The organism is Thermospira aquatica, from assembly GCF_023525255.1.
Taxonomy (GTDB): domain Bacteria; phylum Spirochaetota; class Brevinematia; order Brevinematales; family Thermospiraceae; genus Thermospira; species Thermospira aquatica.
The window spans coordinates 116,022-134,755 of record NZ_CP073355.1 but is presented as its reverse complement, the minus strand read 5'-3'; the positions used below and the strand labels follow the sequence as shown (position 1 = coordinate 134,755).

Here is an 18,734-nt window from a genome sequence, read left to right as displayed (position 1 = left end):
GAGATATCTATGAGGTATGAGTTTCCCGTACCGGGAGACATTCATCCTGTTCTTGCTCTTGGAGTCCATGATTCTAATCTTCGTTTGATGGAACGTCTTCTTGAGGTAAAAATTCATGCAAAAAATGATATATTGATTATCGAAGGGACAGAGGAGAGTTGTACAACAGCATCCCATGTTTTGAAAGAAGTGTTCCAGCTTGCTCGTGGTAACACACCAGTTTCTCATGGAGAGATCAAATTCCTCATAGAACAGGAGGGAAAGATAGCTCATTCAGCATCTAAGCTATTGGCAGAGGGCCTGGTTATTAGTAAAAAAGCGAAAAAGATAAAACCCAGAAGTATTCATCAAAGTCAGTACATTGAGGTGATGCATCAGCGTGATCTTATTTTTGGTGTTGGACCAGCTGGTACAGGGAAAACCTATCTTGCCATGGCAGTTGGTCTTTTTTATCTTTTTTCAGGCAAAGTAAAAAAACTTATTCTCACCCGACCGGTGGTAGAAGCTGGGGAGAGTTTGGGATTTTTACCCGGAACCTTTGAGGAAAAGCTCCATCCCTATCTGAGACCACTTTTTGATGCCCTGGAGGATATTCTCTCCCCTGAGGAGGCAGAACGACTTTCGTTGTCTGGAGAAGTGGAGATTGCTCCACTTGCATATATGCGGGGAAGAACACTCTCGCAGGCTTTTGTCATTCTCGATGAGGCACAGAATGCCACACGGATGCAGATGAAGATGTTTCTTACCCGTTTGGGGGAGGGTACAAAGATGGTGGTAACAGGAGATGTAACCCAGATAGATCTTCCATCAGCCCAGGATTCTGGACTTGTGGAGGCGCTTCATCTTTTAACGAACGTTCCAGGGATTGCGGTGATGTATTTTGATGAAGGGGATATTGTGCGTCACCCGTTAGTAGCCAGAATTCTTTCTCGCTATGAGCAGAGGAAAATATGAAATGGGATGAACCCTTATCACGCAAAATAATGGTTTTTCTTTTGTTAGGTGTTTGGTTAGTGAGTGCTGTCTTTCTGACAATGAGTTATTGGCCTTTTTCTCTGGAGAGTTATCAGATCAATACCCCTTCTCCTCGGGAGATGGTATCATGGTATACCTTTACCTACGAAAACATAGAGGCTCGGGAAACACTCAAAAAAGAAATAGAAAAAAATGCTCCTTTCTATTATCGGGTGATTAATGGTGCAAAAGAAAAAAATAAAAAGCAACTGGCTGAGTGGTTGGCGGTAGCAGCGAGTTATCGGGATGAGAAAGAATTTGAGAATTACTTTAGGGAACAGAACTTTTTGTATACCCCCCGGATTAGAGAGTATATTCTTGAGAATCGTTTTCTTCTTGCTCGTTACGAAAACCGATTGATGTTTGTTCTGGACTATTTGCAGGAGAATTATATTCTGGTTGATAGATTTTTCCCAGGTGGAGCCGAAGTATTTTATCTTTCCTCTGACAGAGAAACAAGGATATTGCCCGTTTCTTCTCTACTCCTTGTTCCTCTAGAGAAATCATGGCTTCTTGGGGTGTTTCAGCAACTGTACGGGAGGGGGAATGGGCTTTTGTATGAGGCTATGGCAGAGGTACTTTTGTATATTCTTCGACCAACCGCAGAGCTTGATGCAAATGCGCGGGATCGGATGGTCATAGCAAAAGTCGAGGAAAAGCTTCCTCGAGAAATTATTCGGAAAGGAGAAACTATTCTTCAGGAGGGGGAGGTTATTACTCCTGAAAAAAAACAACGATTACATGCCTACTGGGACTATCAGTGGAAAATTTTTCGTTACCGTTTTCCAGCTATTTTGATAGCGATGATGATTATTTTTGTGCTTTTCATCTTTCGTTATTATAAATATCAGGAAATTCTTTGGAGAAAGGCTTCTTTTTTCATGATTGGTTTAATATTTTATACCCTGGTGCATGTTTTCCTGTGGTATGCTCATGTCTCAGCAAGGAGTTTTTCTTTGCCTATTTTTCTCCATATTCCCTTTGCAGTGATAACATTGACGCTTCCAATTCTTTTTCAACAACAGCCGGTGGTTTTTGTGCTTCTTATTAATTTTAGTCTCTACTCGGTGTTTTATCCTCTAACTGATGCGCTTACTTTTGCAAATCTTCTGGCATTGGCACTTTTTGCCTTGTATACCGCTTCTCAAAAGAGAAAAAGCTTTCAGAAACGGTATGACTTCTTTGTGATAGGAATGGAGATTTTTGTTATCCAGGTAATTTTTGCTTTTCTTTATGCCTGGCACTATCAGATGAATTTTTCATGGTATCAGTGGTTTGTGGTTGGACTTTTTTGTCTGGGAAATAGCTTGATTTCTGCCCTGATAGCGTTTGGTATTCTGCCATTTTTTGAGTATGTATTTAATATTCCAACGTATTTTCGACTGACGGAGCTTTCTTCCTCTTCAACGAGTGTTTTGCTTTCAGAACTTAAAGATAAAGCCCCGGGAACCTACATGCATTCTCTCAGGTTGGGGGAAATGTGTGAGATGGCGGCGGAAAAGATTGGAGCGGACGCTCTTCTGGCTCGTGTGGGAGCGTATTATCATGATGTAGGGAAACTTCAAACCCCTGAGTTTTTTATTGAAAATCAGGAGGGAGAGAATCCTCATGATGAGATTACCCCGGGACTCTCCACCTCGGTGATAAAATCCCATGTGAAGTATGGGGTAGAGCTTGCAAGGCAATACCGTTTGCCAGAGGAAATTATTGCTTTTATTGAAGAACATCATGGTACTACCCATATATCGTATTTCTACACCCGAGCGATTCGTTTCTATGGGGAAGAAACCATCAATCCTGCTGATTATCAGTACCCTGGTCCAAAACCAAGTACTCTGGAAACGGCGATTCTGATGCTGGCTGATGGTGTTGAGGCAACGGCCCGTGCCTATATGGAAAAACCAGAGGTTCGGTTCAATCTGCATACTATTGAGGATATTGTTGATGATATTATTGAACAGAGGCTTACCTCCGGTCAGCTTGATAATTGTCCTATTACGCTTCGACAGATTCGACAGATTCGTGATGTTTTTGTAGAGTATCTTTCTGCATTGTATCATAAGAGAAAAGATTATCATGAACGCAAAGAAAAAGAAAATGTGGGCTCGAGGAGACATTAATGTGGTGGTGGCTATGGCTTCTTCTTCCTCTTTTTCCTGCCAATGAGGTGCCGATAGGGGAGTCTTTTGAGGTGGTGTATCCCGTGACGGGCAAGGTTCTTACCTATGAATTTGAGGGAGACCTTTCGCCTTTTGTGCTTCTTCAGTCGGTGGAGCGAACCAATGGATTGCGATTTTCTCTGCGTCATTTTTCTCTCTCCAATGTAGTTTTTCCGCCAGTTCGTGTGATATCGTTTTCACAAGGGGATACGAATATTGTCAGGTTTGAGGGGTGGGTACTCAGGGTTGCTCCAACGAATATAGGAGTATCTCAGCTACAAGATCTGGCTCCTATTTATTTTTTTACTGATTATACCTGGTTGCTATGGTTGTTTTTGATTCTTGTTTTGGTTTTTGGAATTGTTTGGTGGTGGAAAAATCGTGGGAAAACCCATCAGGAAGAGACTTCTTCTTTCGCTGAGGAAACCCTGGAAGAGGCATTTCAACACCTGAGGCAGGCTCTTGATATTCTTGGAGAGAAAGAGTATTACTCTGAGGTAGCATATCTTTTGCGTCGTGTTCTGGAAAAAGCGTATGATTTTCCGGCTCGTGAGATGGCAAGTCGAGAAATTGGGGTGAGAATTGTAGCAACAGGGGAATTGAAAGAACTTATCCTTGATGTACTGAAATGGTGTGATCGTGTGAAGTATGCCAAACACATTACAAGTGAAGCGAAACGTCGAGAAATTTTAGAACAGCTTGAAGAGATTTATAAAGAGCTGATTCTCTCTAAGGAGGAAAAACCGTGAGGTTTCTTCATCCCTGGTATCTTGTTGGGCTTGTTATTCTTCCGGTATATCTTTATCTGAAGTACGGAAAAAATTTTTGGGGAAAGATAGGAGAGGGAAGTGTCCTTGTTTCAGATATGAGGCTTTTTGGGAAACGAGTTTTCTGGAGTGGTTGGTATGATTGGCTCCTTGATGGGCTTGTGATGGTGGGGCTTTTTTTCGGGATTATAGCACTTGCACGGCCCATAGGGGGACAGACAACAACACAGGATAATCTCTACGGGATTGATATTGTTCTTGTGATAGATGTGTCGGAGACGATGCTTTTTGTGGATGAGATACCGTCGTTTTTGGTGAGGCGATCTCTTTATGGCGAGACGGTGTACGAAGATCCTACGGGTAAATTGTTAGAATATAATCGTCTTGAGTCAGCGAAAAAGGTGATCCAGTCTTATATTGATAAACAATCCCAAAATCGTTTAGGTGTAGTACTTTTTGGAACCTACGCTTATACTCTGACACCACTTACTTTTGACCTTGATATGGTACGGCGCTTGGTGGAAGGTATCCAGTTTCGACCGGAAAACAATCGAACTGCCATCGGAATGGGAGTGGCAACGGCTATCAATCGGCTCTCATCCTCCAGAGCAAAGAGCAAGGTTATTATTCTCCTTACGGATGGGATGAACAATGCTGGGTTAGTCGAACCAAAAACCTCTGCTCGGCTGGCCCAGGAGAGGGGAATACGTATCTATACCATAGGTTTTGGGAATCCAGAGGCGGTCCTTCAGCCAGTGGATAGGTCTGGTCGTTTGTATGTGTTGCGTTCGGGTGAGACGATTGATGAGGCGCTGTTATCCTGGATGGCAGAAAGTACCGGAGGAAAATACTATCGCGCCTACGATAGGCAGGCGCTCGAAAAGATCTATGATGATATCGATCGTCTTGAAAAGTCCCGTATTACTATCCAGAGAAAGATCTTCTGGCGGGAAAATTTCTGGCCTTTTGCGTTTATATTCTGGCTGTCTCTTATGTTTTGGATGGGGATTCAGATAGTGATGATTCGTTTGCCTTAGCCTGATACTCGGGGTACTGACTAAGAAACCATTCAAGATAGGAGTCCTGTTTTTCAAACATAATTTTTTCATCTTCTGGTCCACGTTCGTGATCATATCCCAACAGGTGGAGAGTACCGTGGATGACAAGATTGGCGATTTCTTCTTCCCAGGAAAAGTTATTTTCTAGGGCCTGGGTTTTAGCTTTTTCGGTAGATATCACAACATCGCCTAACATTTCATAGATTTCTCCATCTTCTCCCTCTAAAGCTATTTGAGAGAAATCTTCCAATGTTTCACCTTCAATAAGAGAGAAAGAAAGAACATCAGTAGGGGTGTTCTTTCCACGGTAAAGACTGTTGAGTTTTTCAATAGTGGAATTGTCGCAAAAAAGAAGGGAAACACTATACTTTTCCGCCTTATGGTCACTCAGGATTTTGCGCATGAGAAGGGTGATACGGTCCATGAAAAGTGGGTTATCAAAAATCTCTTGTTCGTTTCGAATCTCTATCATATTACCACCTATCGGGGAGAAATAAGAGTTCAGTTTTTGTAATAGCACTTTTATCAAGATGGACGATGCCATAGTATCCATCCTGGAGGGCGCCAGGGTTAAAGTAGGTTATACCATCCTCTTTAAAACAGGCCTGTTCATGCGTATGCCCGAACAAGACCAAACTCACACCAAGATGAAGAGCGTGTTTTTTAAGAAACACGAGCGTAGAGTGTACACTGTATCGGTGTCCGTGAGTAGCGAGGAGTTTAACCCCATCATACTCCGCGAGATGTTCCCAATCCACAGGGAGAGACACATCGGAGGCAAGAGTTTCCATATTGCCTTTGATAAGGACAACTGAATACCCATCTTCGAGGAAAGGAAGCATATCGTAAGCCTTATCCCCGAGGTGAAAGAGGACATCAAATTCTCCAATGTGCTTTCGCACAAGATCATAGATACGATCCACCTTCCCATGGGAATCACTTATAACGAGTAAACGAGTCACACTTCCCACCTCCCTAGCCCCCTTTGTTTGCTTAAAAATTGGTTCTTTCTTCTCGTGTGGTGTACTTGTTCACAAAAGGTGTAATCTCAATGGTGTCAACACCATCCTCGGAGGTCGCGACGAACGGAACAGAGTGAGAACCATCCTTGAGGTAGAACCTGATGGAGAATGTCCCCTCGGGTGTGAGTTGAATGGGAACGCCACCAAGTGTTACTTTTGCCGTAGGTTCTGTGGCACCGTAAACAATAAGTTCTGTGTGGAGCTCTGCCCAGAATTTTCGCTTGCGAGGAGGTTGCGAAACAGCCATGCCACCGCTTCCTGATGAAACCTGCCCAGAAGAGAGCCCCGAGGGTGCGGAAATCCACTCACTGACCACCTCTGATCCAACAAGCTTATGGATCACATACCCACCCGAACGCTCGAAGAGTTTCTCCTGACGCTCAAGTTTCACCGTTTCCTCGGAACGGAGAGAAGGTGAAGCCTCTTCACCTGCTTTAGGAGTGGGTGTTTTCTTTTCTGCTGGTTTGTCTCTGGGAACGGTGATATGGTTAGAACCTGTGAGGGAAACAAAAACCCCATGCTGGATGTATCCCAATTCACCCCGGTAGGTTGTGTTGGACATGGGAACATTGATGTACCAGTTTTTTGCGTTCATGTTTACTTCAATATCGAGAGTTTGCTTTTCTCCATAGAAGAGACGGATTGCAAGTGTGAGACCCTCTGCACGGAGTTTGTTTTTGGTATCTTCGGTCAAATCCCAATAAGCATGGATCCAATAAGGATCTTGGACAAGGAGGGTGAGACGGTTTTCGTTGTAGCTTTCGGGAATCTCGTAGATATCGCTGAGATCTAAAGTGACTGCTGCTTTTTTCTGGCGATAATCTTCTATTTCAAATTTTTTGCTTTCTCCTGCCATGATAGGGTCTAGTGTTTCCTGGGATGGTTGAGCAACGGTTTCCGATATTTTTGGAGCATTCGTGGTTTTTTTGGATTTTTTTGTCTTTGGAGTTTCGGTTTGGCTTGCTTTTTCCCCCATAAGAAGTGTAATAATCTCGTCTTTTGTGGCTGATGCCCCCACTTTTACTCCCTGTTTTTTTGCAAGTTCCAGAAGTTCAGCTTTGGTTTTTTTCTGAAGTTCCGTCTTCGTCATAAACCCTCCTTAGAATATTTTATCCCTTTTATTGTATAGTGAAAAAAAATTAGTGTCAAGTAAACAAAGGAAAATATATTTTGAGGAGAAAAATTTAATTGCTATAGCGTTCCATGAAACGGGTAGTACTTTCAAGAATGGTTTGTTTCCATTGAAGAGGATCACCTGTCACTGAACAGCCGGCAGCTTTGGTATGTCCCCCACCCCCAAATTCTTTTGCGAGTATACTGACATCGTAGTTTGTTTTGGTACGGAAACTAATGGAAATCTGTTCTTTTTCTCGTTCTTTGATGAGGATGAAGATTTCTACGCCTTTGATCATGGCAAGGTATTCAAGAAGTCCTTCTGTATCGTGGCATTCAGCGAGTCTCATATCTTCTTCGGTAATATAGCTTATAGCGAGTTTTCCTTCATTGTGGAGTTCTAGGTGGGAGAGGAGTTTTTCTACTAATCTGAGAAATTGAAAAGGTCGGTTTTGGTAAAGGGTTTCGTAAATGGCAGTTTGCGATGCCCCTTTTTCCAGAAGGAAGGCAGCCATTCGGTAAACCTCTGGCGAGGCATTAGAAAACCGGAAAAAACCAGTATCCGTTGCGAGAGAGAGAAAGAGGGCCTGGGTCATTTCTCCTTTTGCCTCTTTGCCAAACCAGCGAAAAAGCATTTCCCCGACACAGGAGGCAGCTGGATCTACCCAGTTTATATCACCGAAGTGGGTGTTGTCCTTATGATGATCAATATTGATGATCAATGAGGATGAGAGCCAGTTTTGGACCTTGCCGATACGGGAGATATCTCCACTATCCAGGATAAAGACGACATCTACGAGAGGAGCGGAGATCTTCTCATCGTATACGTATGTGTTTTGAGCACAGGAGAGGAATCGGTATTTTTCTTCGAGATTGTCTTCAAGCACCGTCCAGACTTCTTTGCGGTGTTTTTTGAGGTAAAGCGTGAGGGCAAGAATACTGCCTATGGCATCTCCGTCAGGACGCACATGGGTGAGTACCATGAATCGCTGAAATTTGTGGATGATACGGTTGAGTTTCCAGCGAAGAGAGAGTGGGAATTTGTTATTCTTCATTCTCATGATCCTCTTCACGAGAAGATTGGCCTTCTTTCTGGATAGAGTTCATGGCATCTTTTATCTTTTTCCCCATTTCGTCAGCGATAGCCATGGCATGGGACCATTCAAACTGAAGGGTGGGGGCATAACGGAGGCGAAGGGCCTTACTGACTACAGAGGAAATGTAGCCAGCTGAGGATTCGAGAGCCTCAAAGGTTTTATGGTTGTCAGATTTTCTTTCTCCGTAAATACTTACAACTACTTTTGCATGACGCATATCTTCACTCATTTCAACGTCCATCACAGAGACCATGCTGAGGAGTCTTGGGTCTTTTATATCCGTCATGATGACATTGGCTATCTCTTTCATCAGGGTTTTGTTTAAGCGTTCAAGTCGGCGTCGCGTTGCCATAGCTCACTCCTGTTATTTCTTTACCTCTTCTCTGGTGTAACACTCAACAATATCACCTTTTTTAAAGTTTTCATAGTTGACGAACGACATTCCGCATTCAAATCCTTCCTGTACCTCACTGACATCGTCTTTGAAGCGTTTGAGGGCAAGGATTTTGCCAGACCAGACGAGAGCTCCCTCTCGATAGATGCGGACATTTTCCGCGCGACGGATAAAGCCCTGGGTGACATAACAGCCTGCTACTTTGCCGACGTCTTTGATCTTGTAGACTTCTCGAATTTCAGCGGTTCCGATAACATTTTCTTTGTATTCGACAGTTTGCATGTTCTTGAGAAGTCCTTCAATATAGTCGGTGATTTCATAGATGATATTGAAACGCTTAATGGTCACACCCTGCTGTTCAGCTCTTTCTTTTGCCATGGCGTCGGCACGAACACGAAAGGCAAGGATAATCGCTGCAGAACCCTCCTGGGATGCTGAAACCTCGGCGAGCATGACATCACTCTCTAGAACAGCTCCTACAGCCGCATGGAGGATGCTTATCTTGACCTCGGGATTCTCAATCTTGAGCAAGGAATGTTTAATAGCTTCAACCGAACCCTGAACATCGGCTTTGATGATCACTTTGAGTTCTTTTACATTTTCCATGGAGAGGCTTTGGAAGGCATTTTCCATCTGGATTTTTTTGATGCGGTTTGTTTCTTCGATTCGCTTGAGTTCTAGACGTTTGGCGACAATCTCTTTGGCAAAATCTTCACTCTCTACAACATGGAACTTGTCTCCGGCTTCGGGTACTGCGTCAAAACCCATGATTTCTACAGGATAGGATGGGTAGGCTACGGAGACCTTGGCTCCGGTATCATCAAACATGCCTCGAACTCTTCCCATCGTTGTTCCCACGACAAAGTAGTCTCCAATGCGGATCGAGCCGTTTTTGACAATGACGGTGGCAACAGCACCACGACCGATGTCCATTTTGGATTCGACAACATAACCCACACCAGGTTTGTTGGGGTTAGCCTTGAGTTCCATCATTTCTGCCTGGAGGAGAATAGCTTCGAGAAGTTCTTCAATTCCTATCTTTTTGAGAGCGGAAACGGGGATATACATGGTATCTCCCCCCCATTCTTCGGGGAGAAGTCCCTGTTCACTGAGTTGTTGTTTTACCCTGTCTATCGATGCCTCAGGAAGATCAATTTTGTTCACGGCAACAATGATAGGCACCTGAGCTGCTTTAGCATGATTGAGGGCTTCGATAGTTTGAGGCATGACACCTTCCACTGCGGAAACCACCAGAACAACAATGTCTGTGACATGAGCTCCTCTTGCACGCATTGCTGTAAACGCTTCATGTCCCGGAGTATCCAGGAAGGTTATCTCTCCTCGAGGGGTTTTTACTTTGTAGGCTCCTATATGCTGCGTAATACCACCACTTTCGTGTTCTGCTACATTGCTATGACGGATGGCATCAAGAAGCTTGGTTTTTCCATGATCCACGTGTCCCATAATGGTAACAACTGGAATGCGGGGTTTGAGATCTTCGGGTCTATCTTCGGTTTCATGGATTTCTACCTCGTTTTTGAGGCTGCGTACCGTTACCTGACAGTTAAATTCCTGAGCAACAAGGGTTGCGGTATCTGAGTCCAGACTGTCGTTGATGGTAGCGGTTACCCCCAGATCCATAAGCTTCTGGATAATTTCTGAAGCTTTGAGGTTCATTTTTCTTGCAAGTTCAGCAACTGTAATAACTTCACCTATCTCTATACTTTCAGGGATAGCGTACTCTTTTTTGATTTTTTTCTTGGGGTCTTGAATCTTGGAGAAAAAGATTTCTTCATTTTCGTCTCTACTTTTTTCTCGTTCTTTGAGTTCTATTGCTCGAGCCCTCTGATCTGCCAGGCGGCTTTTACTTCTGTTTTCGGTATCTTTTCCTGTGGCAAAAGGTTGTTGGGGGGTTCCATAACTACGTCCTCTTCGATCCTGGCTACTTTGCTGGGAATCACGTCCTTGAGGTCGAGAAGACGAACGATCCTGTTTATGAGAGGAACTGCGGTTTTTGTCAAAGGTGAAGCGTTTACCGGTAGAGGTTTGTTGATTATCTCGAGAACGTGTATCTCTTCGATCTTGTTGTTGTCGTGGAGCCTGACGGGAAGAGGACGATGTACCTTGAGAGGGGTGGCTGCTGCTTCGTTCTTTTTCTTTCTGAGGAGCTTCTCTGTGTTGAGATGGTTCTTTTTGCGGAGCACTCTTTTGTTGAGAAGATTGGGAAGGTTGTCTCGTAAGAGCTGGCTTCTCAGCAGGAGTTTTCTCCTGAGCGCTTGGTGATTTTGCTTCAGGTTTTTCTTCCTGAGGTGTCTTGAGTTTAATTTTCTTCTTGATCACGATTTTCTTTTTCTCTTCGGACATACCTTTCCTCCTCGTTGCCCACCTATTCTTCAACGATCTCGTCTTCTATGGTGATGTTGTCTTTTATCACCTGCCAGATGGCTACAGCTTCGTCCAGGGAAATATTGCAGACTTCTGAAAGGCGTTCAATAGAATAACACTGTTCGATAATCTCTGCGACGTCTTTAAAGCCGGCTTTGTGAAGGATTTTGATCTGGTCCCGACTGAAGGGGAGCATTTCAAGAGGAATGCTTTCCTCTTCAACCAGTTCGACCTCTGCTTCTTCTACTTCTGTGAGACCAAGGATCTTATCGACTTCTTTTTGTTTCTCTGCAAGTTCTTCCTGGAATTCACTTTGAGGTATGAAGCTTATTCTGTATCCTATGACTTCTTCCAGGAGATGTTGGTGACTGCCTTTCTTTCCGATGAGAGGAGCGACAAATTCGTTAGGAACGACAACGCGAGAAAGTTTTTCTGCGGTATTGATCTCCACATGGTAGACTTCCGCTGTACGGTTTCGGAGTACCCGACTTTGCACAACGGCATTTTTGATGAGTTCCTTGGGATCATCGGAATATCGTATGATTTCGATCCGCTCATCGTTGATTTCAGCACGGATGGGCTTGATACGTACGCCCTGTTTTCCAATGGTGACACTGGCAGGATCGAGCGATTCATCAGTAGACTGGATAACCACTTTGGTTACCTCTCCGGGTTTTCGGGCTATGGCTTTGATGCTAAAGGTTCCATCCATTAACTCGGGAATATTGAGTTTGAGGAGTTCCACTACCATCTCTTTGCAGGCACGAGAGAGGATAAGCTGGGGCTCTGAAAAAGAAGTGGAAGAGGGATTGACTTTGAGGAGAATAGCTTTGACGGTTGTCCCGGGATGGATCTCTTCTTCGGGAATAGTTTCCGTGAGAGGAAGAAACGCTTCGGCATCTCGCCATTCAAGCAGAGCAAGATAACCGGGAATAGGTTTGTCTGTTCTGGATTTGATTTTTGCGTTGACCAGGGTACCCTGTCTTGCTATAAATTCATTGTAAATCCAGTCTCTTTGTACCTCTGTAAGTTTTTGTTTGATACTTTGTTTCAGGATAGAGATTCCCTGTCTATCAGCAAACTCCTCCATCGAGAGAGGAACATGGACTTCGTCTCCAACTTTGAGGCTTTTTTTTCGGGTGTATTTGAGTCCTTCTTCTGCGGTAATTTGTGTCACGGGATCAGTTACTTCTTCCACAACCTGTTTTATCTGAAAGAGTTGAAGTTTCCGATCTATATGGATTTCGAGATTTTTATAATCTTTGCCAAACTTTCTGCGGTAGAGAACAAGAAACGCCTCGGCGAGAATTTTCTCCCCAAGTTCACGGGAGATTTTGTTTTCTTTGGCAAAATCTGCCAGGTAATCAAGAAGAGCCATGAGATTATCCCTCCTCCTTTAAATACTCTTTTATATCAAAATGGAGTTTTACTTGGCTGAGTCTCTCCCAGGGAATAGTGTAGGTTTTCCCATTGAAGGTAAACACAAGAGAGTTCTCTTCAATCCGATCGATTTTGGTTACTACCACTGAGTCTGGTAAACCGTATTCCTGGAAATTTCGTACGACAAGACGCATCACTTTGTCTCGAAATATTTCCACCTCACGGATATTTTTAAGCTTACGTTCAACACCGGGAGATTCTACCACGAGGGCATATTCGTGGTCAAATCCTACCTCAACAGCAAGTCTCTGGGCTATAACCTGCGAAACGCGTTCACAGTCCTGGCTTGTGACCTCTCCGCCTGGATTGTGGATAACAACGGTAAGCGAAGAAGGTCTACGTCCACCTTGAAAAAAGCTCTCAACCAGGATAAATCCCAGGGTTTCTACGGTATTTTGAACGATTTCAAGCTCTTTTTCTCTCATCTTTTTCCTCAGTAACAAAAAAGGAGTCGGACCACCGACTCCATCTTCATTAGCTTATACAGTATAAAGGAGACAAAAGAAAAAGTCAAATTTTTGTCTTATTTATCCCATGAAAAGGCTGTTAATGAGTGAGAGATGTTCGGATATGGTTTTGTCTTTTGTAAAGAGGGCGGCACGTTCTTTTCCACGTTGTCTGTAGGTTTCCTGGAGTTCATTGTCACATACCATGGTGTAGATTTTTTGGGCGATGTCTTCGTAAGAGTAGGGATTGACATAGTAGGCACTGTTTTCCAAAATTTCCCAAAAAACGGGAATGTAAGACACAATAACAGGACAACCAACACTCATAGCCTCCAGAGGGGGAAGACCGAAGCCTTCATAAAAAGAAGGAAGCACTAACGCTATCGCCTCTTGATAAAAAGTGACAAGCTCTCTGTCTTTGACGCTTCCTGTGAAGAGAATACGATCAGAGGTGTGGTGTTCTGTGATGATTTTCTCAAGTTCGGGGAGTCCTTTGTAGAAGTTGTCTTTGTTTCCAACAACAACAAGGGAAAGTTCTTTGTGAAGACGGCTTACAATAGCAAAAGCACGGATGAGTCCTTCGATATTCTTGTGGGGTTTGATGTTTCCTACATAGAGGATGAAGGGGGGGCGGATACCATAACGGGAGAGGATATCTTTGCGCTCCTCAGGTGAGACGAGGTCCTGGGGCATTTCTACGAAGTGGTAGATGGTATGAAACTTGGCTTTATCCTTGGGGGAAGGGTGGAGGTAGAAGTCTATCTCATCCCTGGTAAACTCTGATACCACGATAACCGCATCGGAGAGCTTGATGGCTTGTTGAATAAGATAACGGGCATAGGTTTTCTCAAGCCAGTTGTAAGGGGCTATGCTGGTGATATGAAACACGTCATGAATGGTGACGAGTCTTTTTTTTGCTTTGATTTTGGTGATGGGGACATTAAAGTGTGGGCTCCAGAAAAGGTCACAGGGAGGAATTTTACGGGCAAGTTCTCCCTGTTCTCGAGGATGGTAGATTCTGCTGCGAAGGGGGATGATGTTTTCTGTATAGGGTAAAAGCTCATGGGGATTGCCCATGAGGATGATTTCAACGTCTGAAAGATTCATGACAGCAGGGAGGACGGAACGGATGTACCGTCCTATCCCCGACATCTGGATCATTCGGGCGTCAATGACGATTCTTTTCATGGGATTCTCCTCCTTGCGTCTAAAGTAACTGTAGCTTTTTTTAAAAAAAGATTCCATGAGTTGCCACTACTTTGAGATGGATTCTTTTCATGAACTTTCTCCCTGTTTCTGGAGAATATTCCTTTCGTCCAAAGGAGCCATATGATTCATGCCTGTTTATTTCCTTGAGTTTGAGAGAGCCTGAATGTTTTTTGTGGGGATGTTTTTTTCAGAAATACGTGGGAGAAGTGGTTCAGAGGGGCGTTATCTTTCCTTTTGGGATCCATTATGATCGTTGTGTATGTTTGTCTTTTTTCCATGGTTAAGCTTATCATAAAAGTTTTGTGAAGATAAGTTTGTCGGGCATTTACCATCCTCCAATCAACTTCCCAGCTTGAATAGTATAGAGGAGGAAGAGAAAAAAGTCTACTTTTCGAATTGCTTCATAATAAAAGTACTCGAAAAGGGAACGCTATTGCAAAATAAAAAAGTACTTTAAATTTGTGTAAAATAATCCAGTTCATGGCTCGACAAGCTCGCCAACCGTGGCTCGACAAGCTCGCCAACCGTGGCTCGACAAGCTCGCCAACCGGAATTGGGGTGGCGATGTTTGAAAGGAGACCTATTTACAGGGAAACGGCAAAACAATATCAAAAAGCCAGCAAAAAGGAAAAAATGGAGATACTGGATTATTTTGTGAGGATAACAGGTTTAAAAAACCGAAACTATGCCGCCAGACTCTTGAGGCAGCACGGAAAAACCATATATTTAGGCAAGAAAAATTACCTTAAAGCCGACATAGCCAAAAAGGGCAAAAGACCTGGCAGAAAGAAAAAATTCGGCGAAGAGGAACTAAAACTTCTAAAAAAGGTCTGGGAAATTGAAAACTACATGTGTGGCAAACGTTTAAAGCCAATTTTAAATAAAGTTTTAGATAATCTCTTAGCAAACGGACATCTCCACGGTTCTCCACAGGCTATAGAAAACTTGCGCCATATAAGTGCTTCAAGTATTGACCGACTTTTGAAACATGAGCGTAAAAAGCTTGAGATAAAAGGACGAAAAGGCACAAAACCTGGAACGCTATTAAAGCAACAAATAGCTATACGCACGTGGGCAGAGTGGGATGAAAATTGCCCTGGGTTCATGGAGATTGATCTGGTAGCCCATGAGGGAGGAAATAGCCGGGGAGATTTTGCTCAAACATTAAATATGGTGGATGTTTGGAGCGGTTGGACAGAGCTTGTGGCAATCAAAAACAAAGCTTCAAAATGGGTAAGAGAAGCCATAGAAAAAGTCCAAAGAAGACTTCCTTTTGAGTTACGGGGAATTGATTCTGATACCGGTGCTGAATTTATTAATCATCCTCTACGCGATTGGTGTGAAGCACCAGATAAAATTTACAAGGGGAGAAGCTCCCGTTCCAATGATAACTGCTACGTTGAGCAGAAAAACTATTCCATAGTCCGCCAGAATGTTGGATACTTCCGCTACGATACCGAGGAAGAAGTCTACTACTTGAACCAACTCTATGCCTATCTTCGACTGTATACCAACTTTTTTCAACCGGTTATGAAAATGACAGAGAAAAAGAGAATCGGAAGCAAGGTGCAAAAGAAGCATGATGATATTAAAACTCCCTACCAGCGGCTTTTAGAAAGCTCTTATGTAAGTGAGGCACAAAAGGAACGCCTAACAAGGCTTTATAAGGCTCTCGATTTGTTTCACCTAAGACAAAAAATTACAGCTTGCCAGAGAAAACTTTTCAGCCTTCAAAAGAAAAAGAATGTAAAAAACAAAAATTTGGAGGAAACTGTATGGAATTTTTGAGTACTTTTTTTTATGAGGCAATGATTCGAATTTCGAGTACTTTTTTATTTGACGCAACGGGGGAAGTACTCGAGAGGATGTTAAAAGAGGAAAGGGAGATTTACCTGGAGAACAATCCTTTCACAAAAGGTAACGGCTTCTACGAAAGGGATTCCAGACAGCGTTTGGCGAACTTACAGCTATACGTGTGCCAAGAACAAGGAATAATGGATTTAAAAGTCCCCTTTTACTCTATCCTTCCCCGGAGAAATATCTTTACATGTTATTAAGAACCAAAACGAGAAGTTCTTGAAAAAAAGTTAAAGAATTGGGAGTACTTTTTCAGCTCTCCTCTGAGGAACACTCATACCCAACAGAAAATATTCATAGCGAGGTTGTCGTATGACCAGACACCATTTTCTTGAGACAATCTCGTAGGGAGCATGGGAATAAAAGCTATTACCTTATCGCAGTGAGAAAACTTGCTATTACCTTGTTGCAGTACAAAAACTCCGGCTATTACCATTTTGCAGGTAAGGTGGGGACCTGAAGGCTGTTTCCTTGTTGCAGTGAGAAGGAAGTTTTAATAGCTATTACCTTTTTGCAGGGAAAAAATTTCTGTTCTTACCATTTTGCAGAGAGGATGCAAAATGAAAGATGTTACCTTATTGCAGGGAAAAATCCTTGTTTTTCCCTTGTTGGAGGGAAAGAGCCGTCCCTGAGCACAATAAAAAAATGAAACAGGGTAAGAACAAGGTCCCCACTACCATTGCGGAGATACTTTTGAAGGGAAAAGAAAACTCTAAAACCCATGCTCTTTCCTTATCACAGTGTTTTTCTCTCACATTTTTGCTGCGATAAGGTAAGAGCAGTTCTCTTTTCCTGCGACAAAGTAATAGCTAAAACTTACATCCTCTTCTCCCTCACTGCAACAAGGTAACAGCATCAAGCTCACTCCCCCTTCCTTTCCTCTTCCCCTTTCTCAAACCAGGACTTTGATTCTCAAGTATGCCCCTGGGGGAGAAAAGAGAGATATACCCTATGAGGAGGCTCCACTTTAAAAACTCTATAGGTATAGACGACAATGTCGCCTATGACAACAAAATAGGACAAAAAGCGATACTGTCGCCTATGAAGGAGTTGTGCGAAAAAGACAACACAGAACTATAAACGTAGGAAAATTATTATTTGAGGAGGAAAGCTATGAGTGATATTTGTCCCAATGTTGCTAAGTGTCCAATATTTACCGGAATCCTTAAAGATAGAACTTTCACAACAAACGCTTACAAACAACTCTACTGTGAAGCAGGATTAGAAGGTAGAAATAAGTGTAAAAGATTTCAATGTAAACAAAAATATGGAAAAGTACCAGATAATTTATTACCAAATTCAATTAAAACACTTGAAGAGATCGGGAGAGAAAATAATTGGTTATAATGAGTTAACATCTGCGTCCTCCATCGCACAACACGAAATATGACTCCCCTAAAGTACCTTGTTAGGCGAGGGGGATATTTTGACTTCGTGAGTACACTCGGCGAGCCCTCTCATATCTTTGGAAACGTTATATGAAAGGGGGTGGCAAGCTTAGGTATAAAAAAACCGTGCTTCCATGGGCGGTTAAAGAAAAAAGAGGAAAAGGAAAAGAAGATTTTTTCACTGCCAGGGAAGATGCTGGTGATTATATACACTTTACAAGCCCGTCGTGGGTCTTCCAAAAACCACAAGGGAAAGCTTCTTCATTTTTTGAAAATTTCATAAAGACAGGAGTGAGAGATTTTCTCAAAAGCGCTGGGTCCATAAGTGGGAATTTTTCCCACTTTTTTAGCTGAGTCTGGTCCCACATTCCCCGCAAAATCGTGCTGAGGCGTTGTTTTTCGCCCCACATTTCGGGCATTTTATCAAGTCAAGAGGTGCTCCACAATTACTACAAAACTTCCCTTCACCGGCCGGTTTTCCACAATTCGGGCAGATAGTTTGCTTGCTCTCAATCTCACCGGTAAAGATCTGGGTGGATGCGGCCTTTTCTCGAATATCCTGGACAGCCTTTTGTGCTTTGGCTGCGGCAACTTCCACATTGACCCGCGGCGCACATAAGGTACAGAGGCCCTCCTGTTCATTCCAGTCGTTTTCACATACCCATTTGGTACATTTGGGACAGCGGTGAAAATGATTTTTTGCCTCATTTTGAGCTATTTCAAAGGCTGCTTCATGCTCTTTATGCCATTCTGGAGACATGCCACGAAATCGTTCAGTTATGACATCAGTAGCTTTTTCCACACCGTACCCAACCCCATACTGACCAGCAATTTGAGTAACGGCGCTCACTATTCCTCCCAGCCCCTGGAGGAATTTTCTCTTCTTGTAAGACTTTGCTTCAATAAAGCCGGTTTTGTAACCCTCCCGGCAGATGTCACAATAAAAAGTAAACTGAAAGCCTGCTTCCGTACTGTTATCGGCAAAATTATCCGTAAAACCAATGAGTTTCCCCTGTTCCATACTTCACCTCCTTTTTTCTATTTTAAAGGTTTTCCACACTTTATACACTTGTCCCCAATAGGCGGTTGCTCTGTTTTGCATTTTGGATTGGGACAGATAACGACTAAACGTTTTCCACATTTCTCACAGTAATCACCAAAGAAGGTTTCTTCACCACAAGCCGGACACGCAATCCTTAGCGAGAGGCCGCAGCTACTACAAACGATATAGTCTGGACGGATGGGACTCCTGCATCTGGGGCACCGTAGTGGACCCACGGGATTGATCTTTCCACAAAACGGACACACTCGTGCCTCTGGAGGAACAAGTTTTCCACAATAGCGGCAGGGATGGGAGTATCCTGGCATATGTTTCCCCTTGATCT

The 18,734-nt window shown here is 43.3% G+C and carries 17 protein-coding genes and 1 pseudogene; 7 read left to right on the top strand and 11 right to left on the bottom strand.

Going from position 1 to position 18,734, the window contains the following annotated elements; translation table 11 throughout:
- The first annotated feature begins 9 nt into the window (after positions 1-9).
- From KDW03_RS00695 to KDW03_RS00680, 4 genes are read left to right on the top strand one after another with little or no spacing between them, the layout of a single operon-like run.
- The gene (locus KDW03_RS00695; RefSeq protein WP_271435487.1) at positions 10-954 is read left to right on the top strand and encodes a PhoH family protein; all 945 of its coding nucleotides are present in this window, start codon (positions 10-12) and stop codon (positions 952-954) included.
- Entirely contained in the window at positions 951-3,134 is a 2,184-nt protein-coding gene (locus tag KDW03_RS00690) for an HDIG domain-containing metalloprotein (protein WP_271435486.1), read from the top strand. The genes KDW03_RS00695 and KDW03_RS00690 overlap by 4 nt, the downstream gene beginning before the upstream one ends.
- On the top strand, positions 3,134-3,922 hold the full coding sequence (locus tag KDW03_RS00685) for a hypothetical protein (RefSeq protein WP_271435485.1): 789 nt from the start codon (positions 3,134-3,136) through the stop codon (positions 3,920-3,922). The genes KDW03_RS00690 and KDW03_RS00685 overlap by 1 nt, the downstream gene beginning before the upstream one ends.
- Entirely contained in the window at positions 3,919-4,977 is a 1,059-nt protein-coding gene (locus KDW03_RS00680) for a vWA domain-containing protein (RefSeq protein WP_271435484.1), read from the top strand. Before KDW03_RS00685 ends, KDW03_RS00680 begins: the two co-directional genes overlap by 4 nt.
- On the opposite strand, the gene ybeY is transcribed toward KDW03_RS00680, so the two are convergent.
- The 9 genes from ybeY to KDW03_RS00635 all read right to left on the bottom strand — a co-directional run bounded on the left by ybeY (position 4,931) and on the right by KDW03_RS00635 (position 14,083).
- Positions 4,931-5,470, bottom strand: coding sequence for an rRNA maturation RNase YbeY (gene ybeY, locus KDW03_RS00675; protein WP_271435483.1), 540 nt, complete (start codon positions 5,468-5,470; stop codon positions 4,931-4,933). The two genes, KDW03_RS00680 and ybeY, sit on opposite strands and share 47 nt — an antisense overlap.
- Position 5,471: 1 nt before the next feature.
- Positions 5,472-5,960, bottom strand: coding sequence for a YfcE family phosphodiesterase (locus tag KDW03_RS00670; RefSeq protein ID WP_271435482.1), 489 nt, complete (start codon positions 5,958-5,960; stop codon positions 5,472-5,474).
- Positions 5,961-5,991: 31 nt separating this feature from the next.
- Positions 5,992-7,110, bottom strand: a complete 1,119-nt coding sequence (locus KDW03_RS00665; RefSeq protein WP_271435481.1) for a DUF4912 domain-containing protein — start codon at positions 7,108-7,110, stop codon at positions 5,992-5,994.
- Between the two features lie 94 nt (positions 7,111-7,204).
- A complete protein-coding gene (locus tag KDW03_RS00660) occupies positions 7,205-8,194 on the bottom strand; it encodes a DHH family phosphoesterase (RefSeq protein WP_271435480.1) in 990 nt (329 codons plus the stop codon).
- Entirely contained in the window at positions 8,178-8,582 is a 405-nt protein-coding gene (rbfA, locus tag KDW03_RS00655) for a 30S ribosome-binding factor RbfA (RefSeq protein WP_271435479.1), read from the bottom strand. The genes KDW03_RS00660 and rbfA overlap by 17 nt, the downstream gene beginning before the upstream one ends.
- 12 nt (positions 8,583-8,594) lie before the next feature.
- On the bottom strand, positions 8,595-10,988 hold the full coding sequence (gene infB, locus KDW03_RS00650) for a translation initiation factor IF-2 (RefSeq protein ID WP_271435478.1): 2,394 nt from the start codon (positions 10,986-10,988) through the stop codon (positions 8,595-8,597).
- 22 nt (positions 10,989-11,010) lie between these two features.
- On the bottom strand, positions 11,011-12,387 hold the full coding sequence (gene nusA, locus KDW03_RS00645) for a transcription termination/antitermination protein NusA (protein WP_271435477.1): 1,377 nt from the start codon (positions 12,385-12,387) through the stop codon (positions 11,011-11,013).
- Positions 12,388-12,391: 4 nt separating this feature from the next.
- Entirely contained in the window at positions 12,392-12,874 is a 483-nt protein-coding gene (locus KDW03_RS00640) for a ribosome maturation factor RimP (protein ID WP_271435476.1), read from the bottom strand.
- Positions 12,875-12,976: 102 nt separating this feature from the next.
- Complete coding sequence (locus KDW03_RS00635; protein WP_271435475.1) at positions 12,977-14,083, bottom strand: glycosyltransferase family 4 protein; 1,107 nt, start codon at positions 14,081-14,083, stop codon at positions 12,977-12,979.
- 585 nt (positions 14,084-14,668) lie between these two features.
- Here KDW03_RS00635 and KDW03_RS00630 point away from each other — a divergent pair.
- From KDW03_RS00630 to KDW03_RS00620, 3 genes and pseudogenes are all read left to right on the top strand, one after another.
- Positions 14,669-15,892 (top strand): integrase catalytic domain-containing protein, encoded by a 1,224-nt coding sequence (locus KDW03_RS00630; RefSeq protein ID WP_271436499.1) that lies wholly within the window; start codon positions 14,669-14,671, stop codon positions 15,890-15,892.
- Positions 15,880-16,127, top strand: a pseudogene (locus KDW03_RS00625) (IS256 family transposase); the annotation flags it as partial. The gene KDW03_RS00630 and the pseudogene KDW03_RS00625, both read left to right, overlap by 13 nt.
- A gap of 947 nt (positions 16,128-17,074) precedes the next feature.
- Positions 17,075-17,308: a hypothetical protein gene (locus tag KDW03_RS00620; RefSeq protein WP_271435473.1), complete on the top strand. Its 234-nt coding sequence runs from the start codon at positions 17,075-17,077 to the stop codon at positions 17,306-17,308.
- A gap of 387 nt (positions 17,309-17,695) precedes the next feature.
- On the opposite strand, the gene KDW03_RS00615 is transcribed toward KDW03_RS00620, so the two are convergent.
- Both KDW03_RS00615 and KDW03_RS12275 read right to left on the bottom strand, forming a co-directional pair.
- Positions 17,696-18,370, bottom strand: coding sequence for a zinc ribbon domain-containing protein (locus KDW03_RS00615; protein WP_271435472.1), 675 nt, complete (start codon positions 18,368-18,370; stop codon positions 17,696-17,698).
- A 17-nt stretch (positions 18,371-18,387) separates the two neighbouring features.
- Entirely contained in the window at positions 18,388-18,717 is a 330-nt protein-coding gene (locus KDW03_RS12275; protein ID WP_408648319.1) for a double zinc ribbon domain-containing protein, read from the bottom strand.
- Positions 18,718-18,734 lie beyond the last annotated feature (17 nt).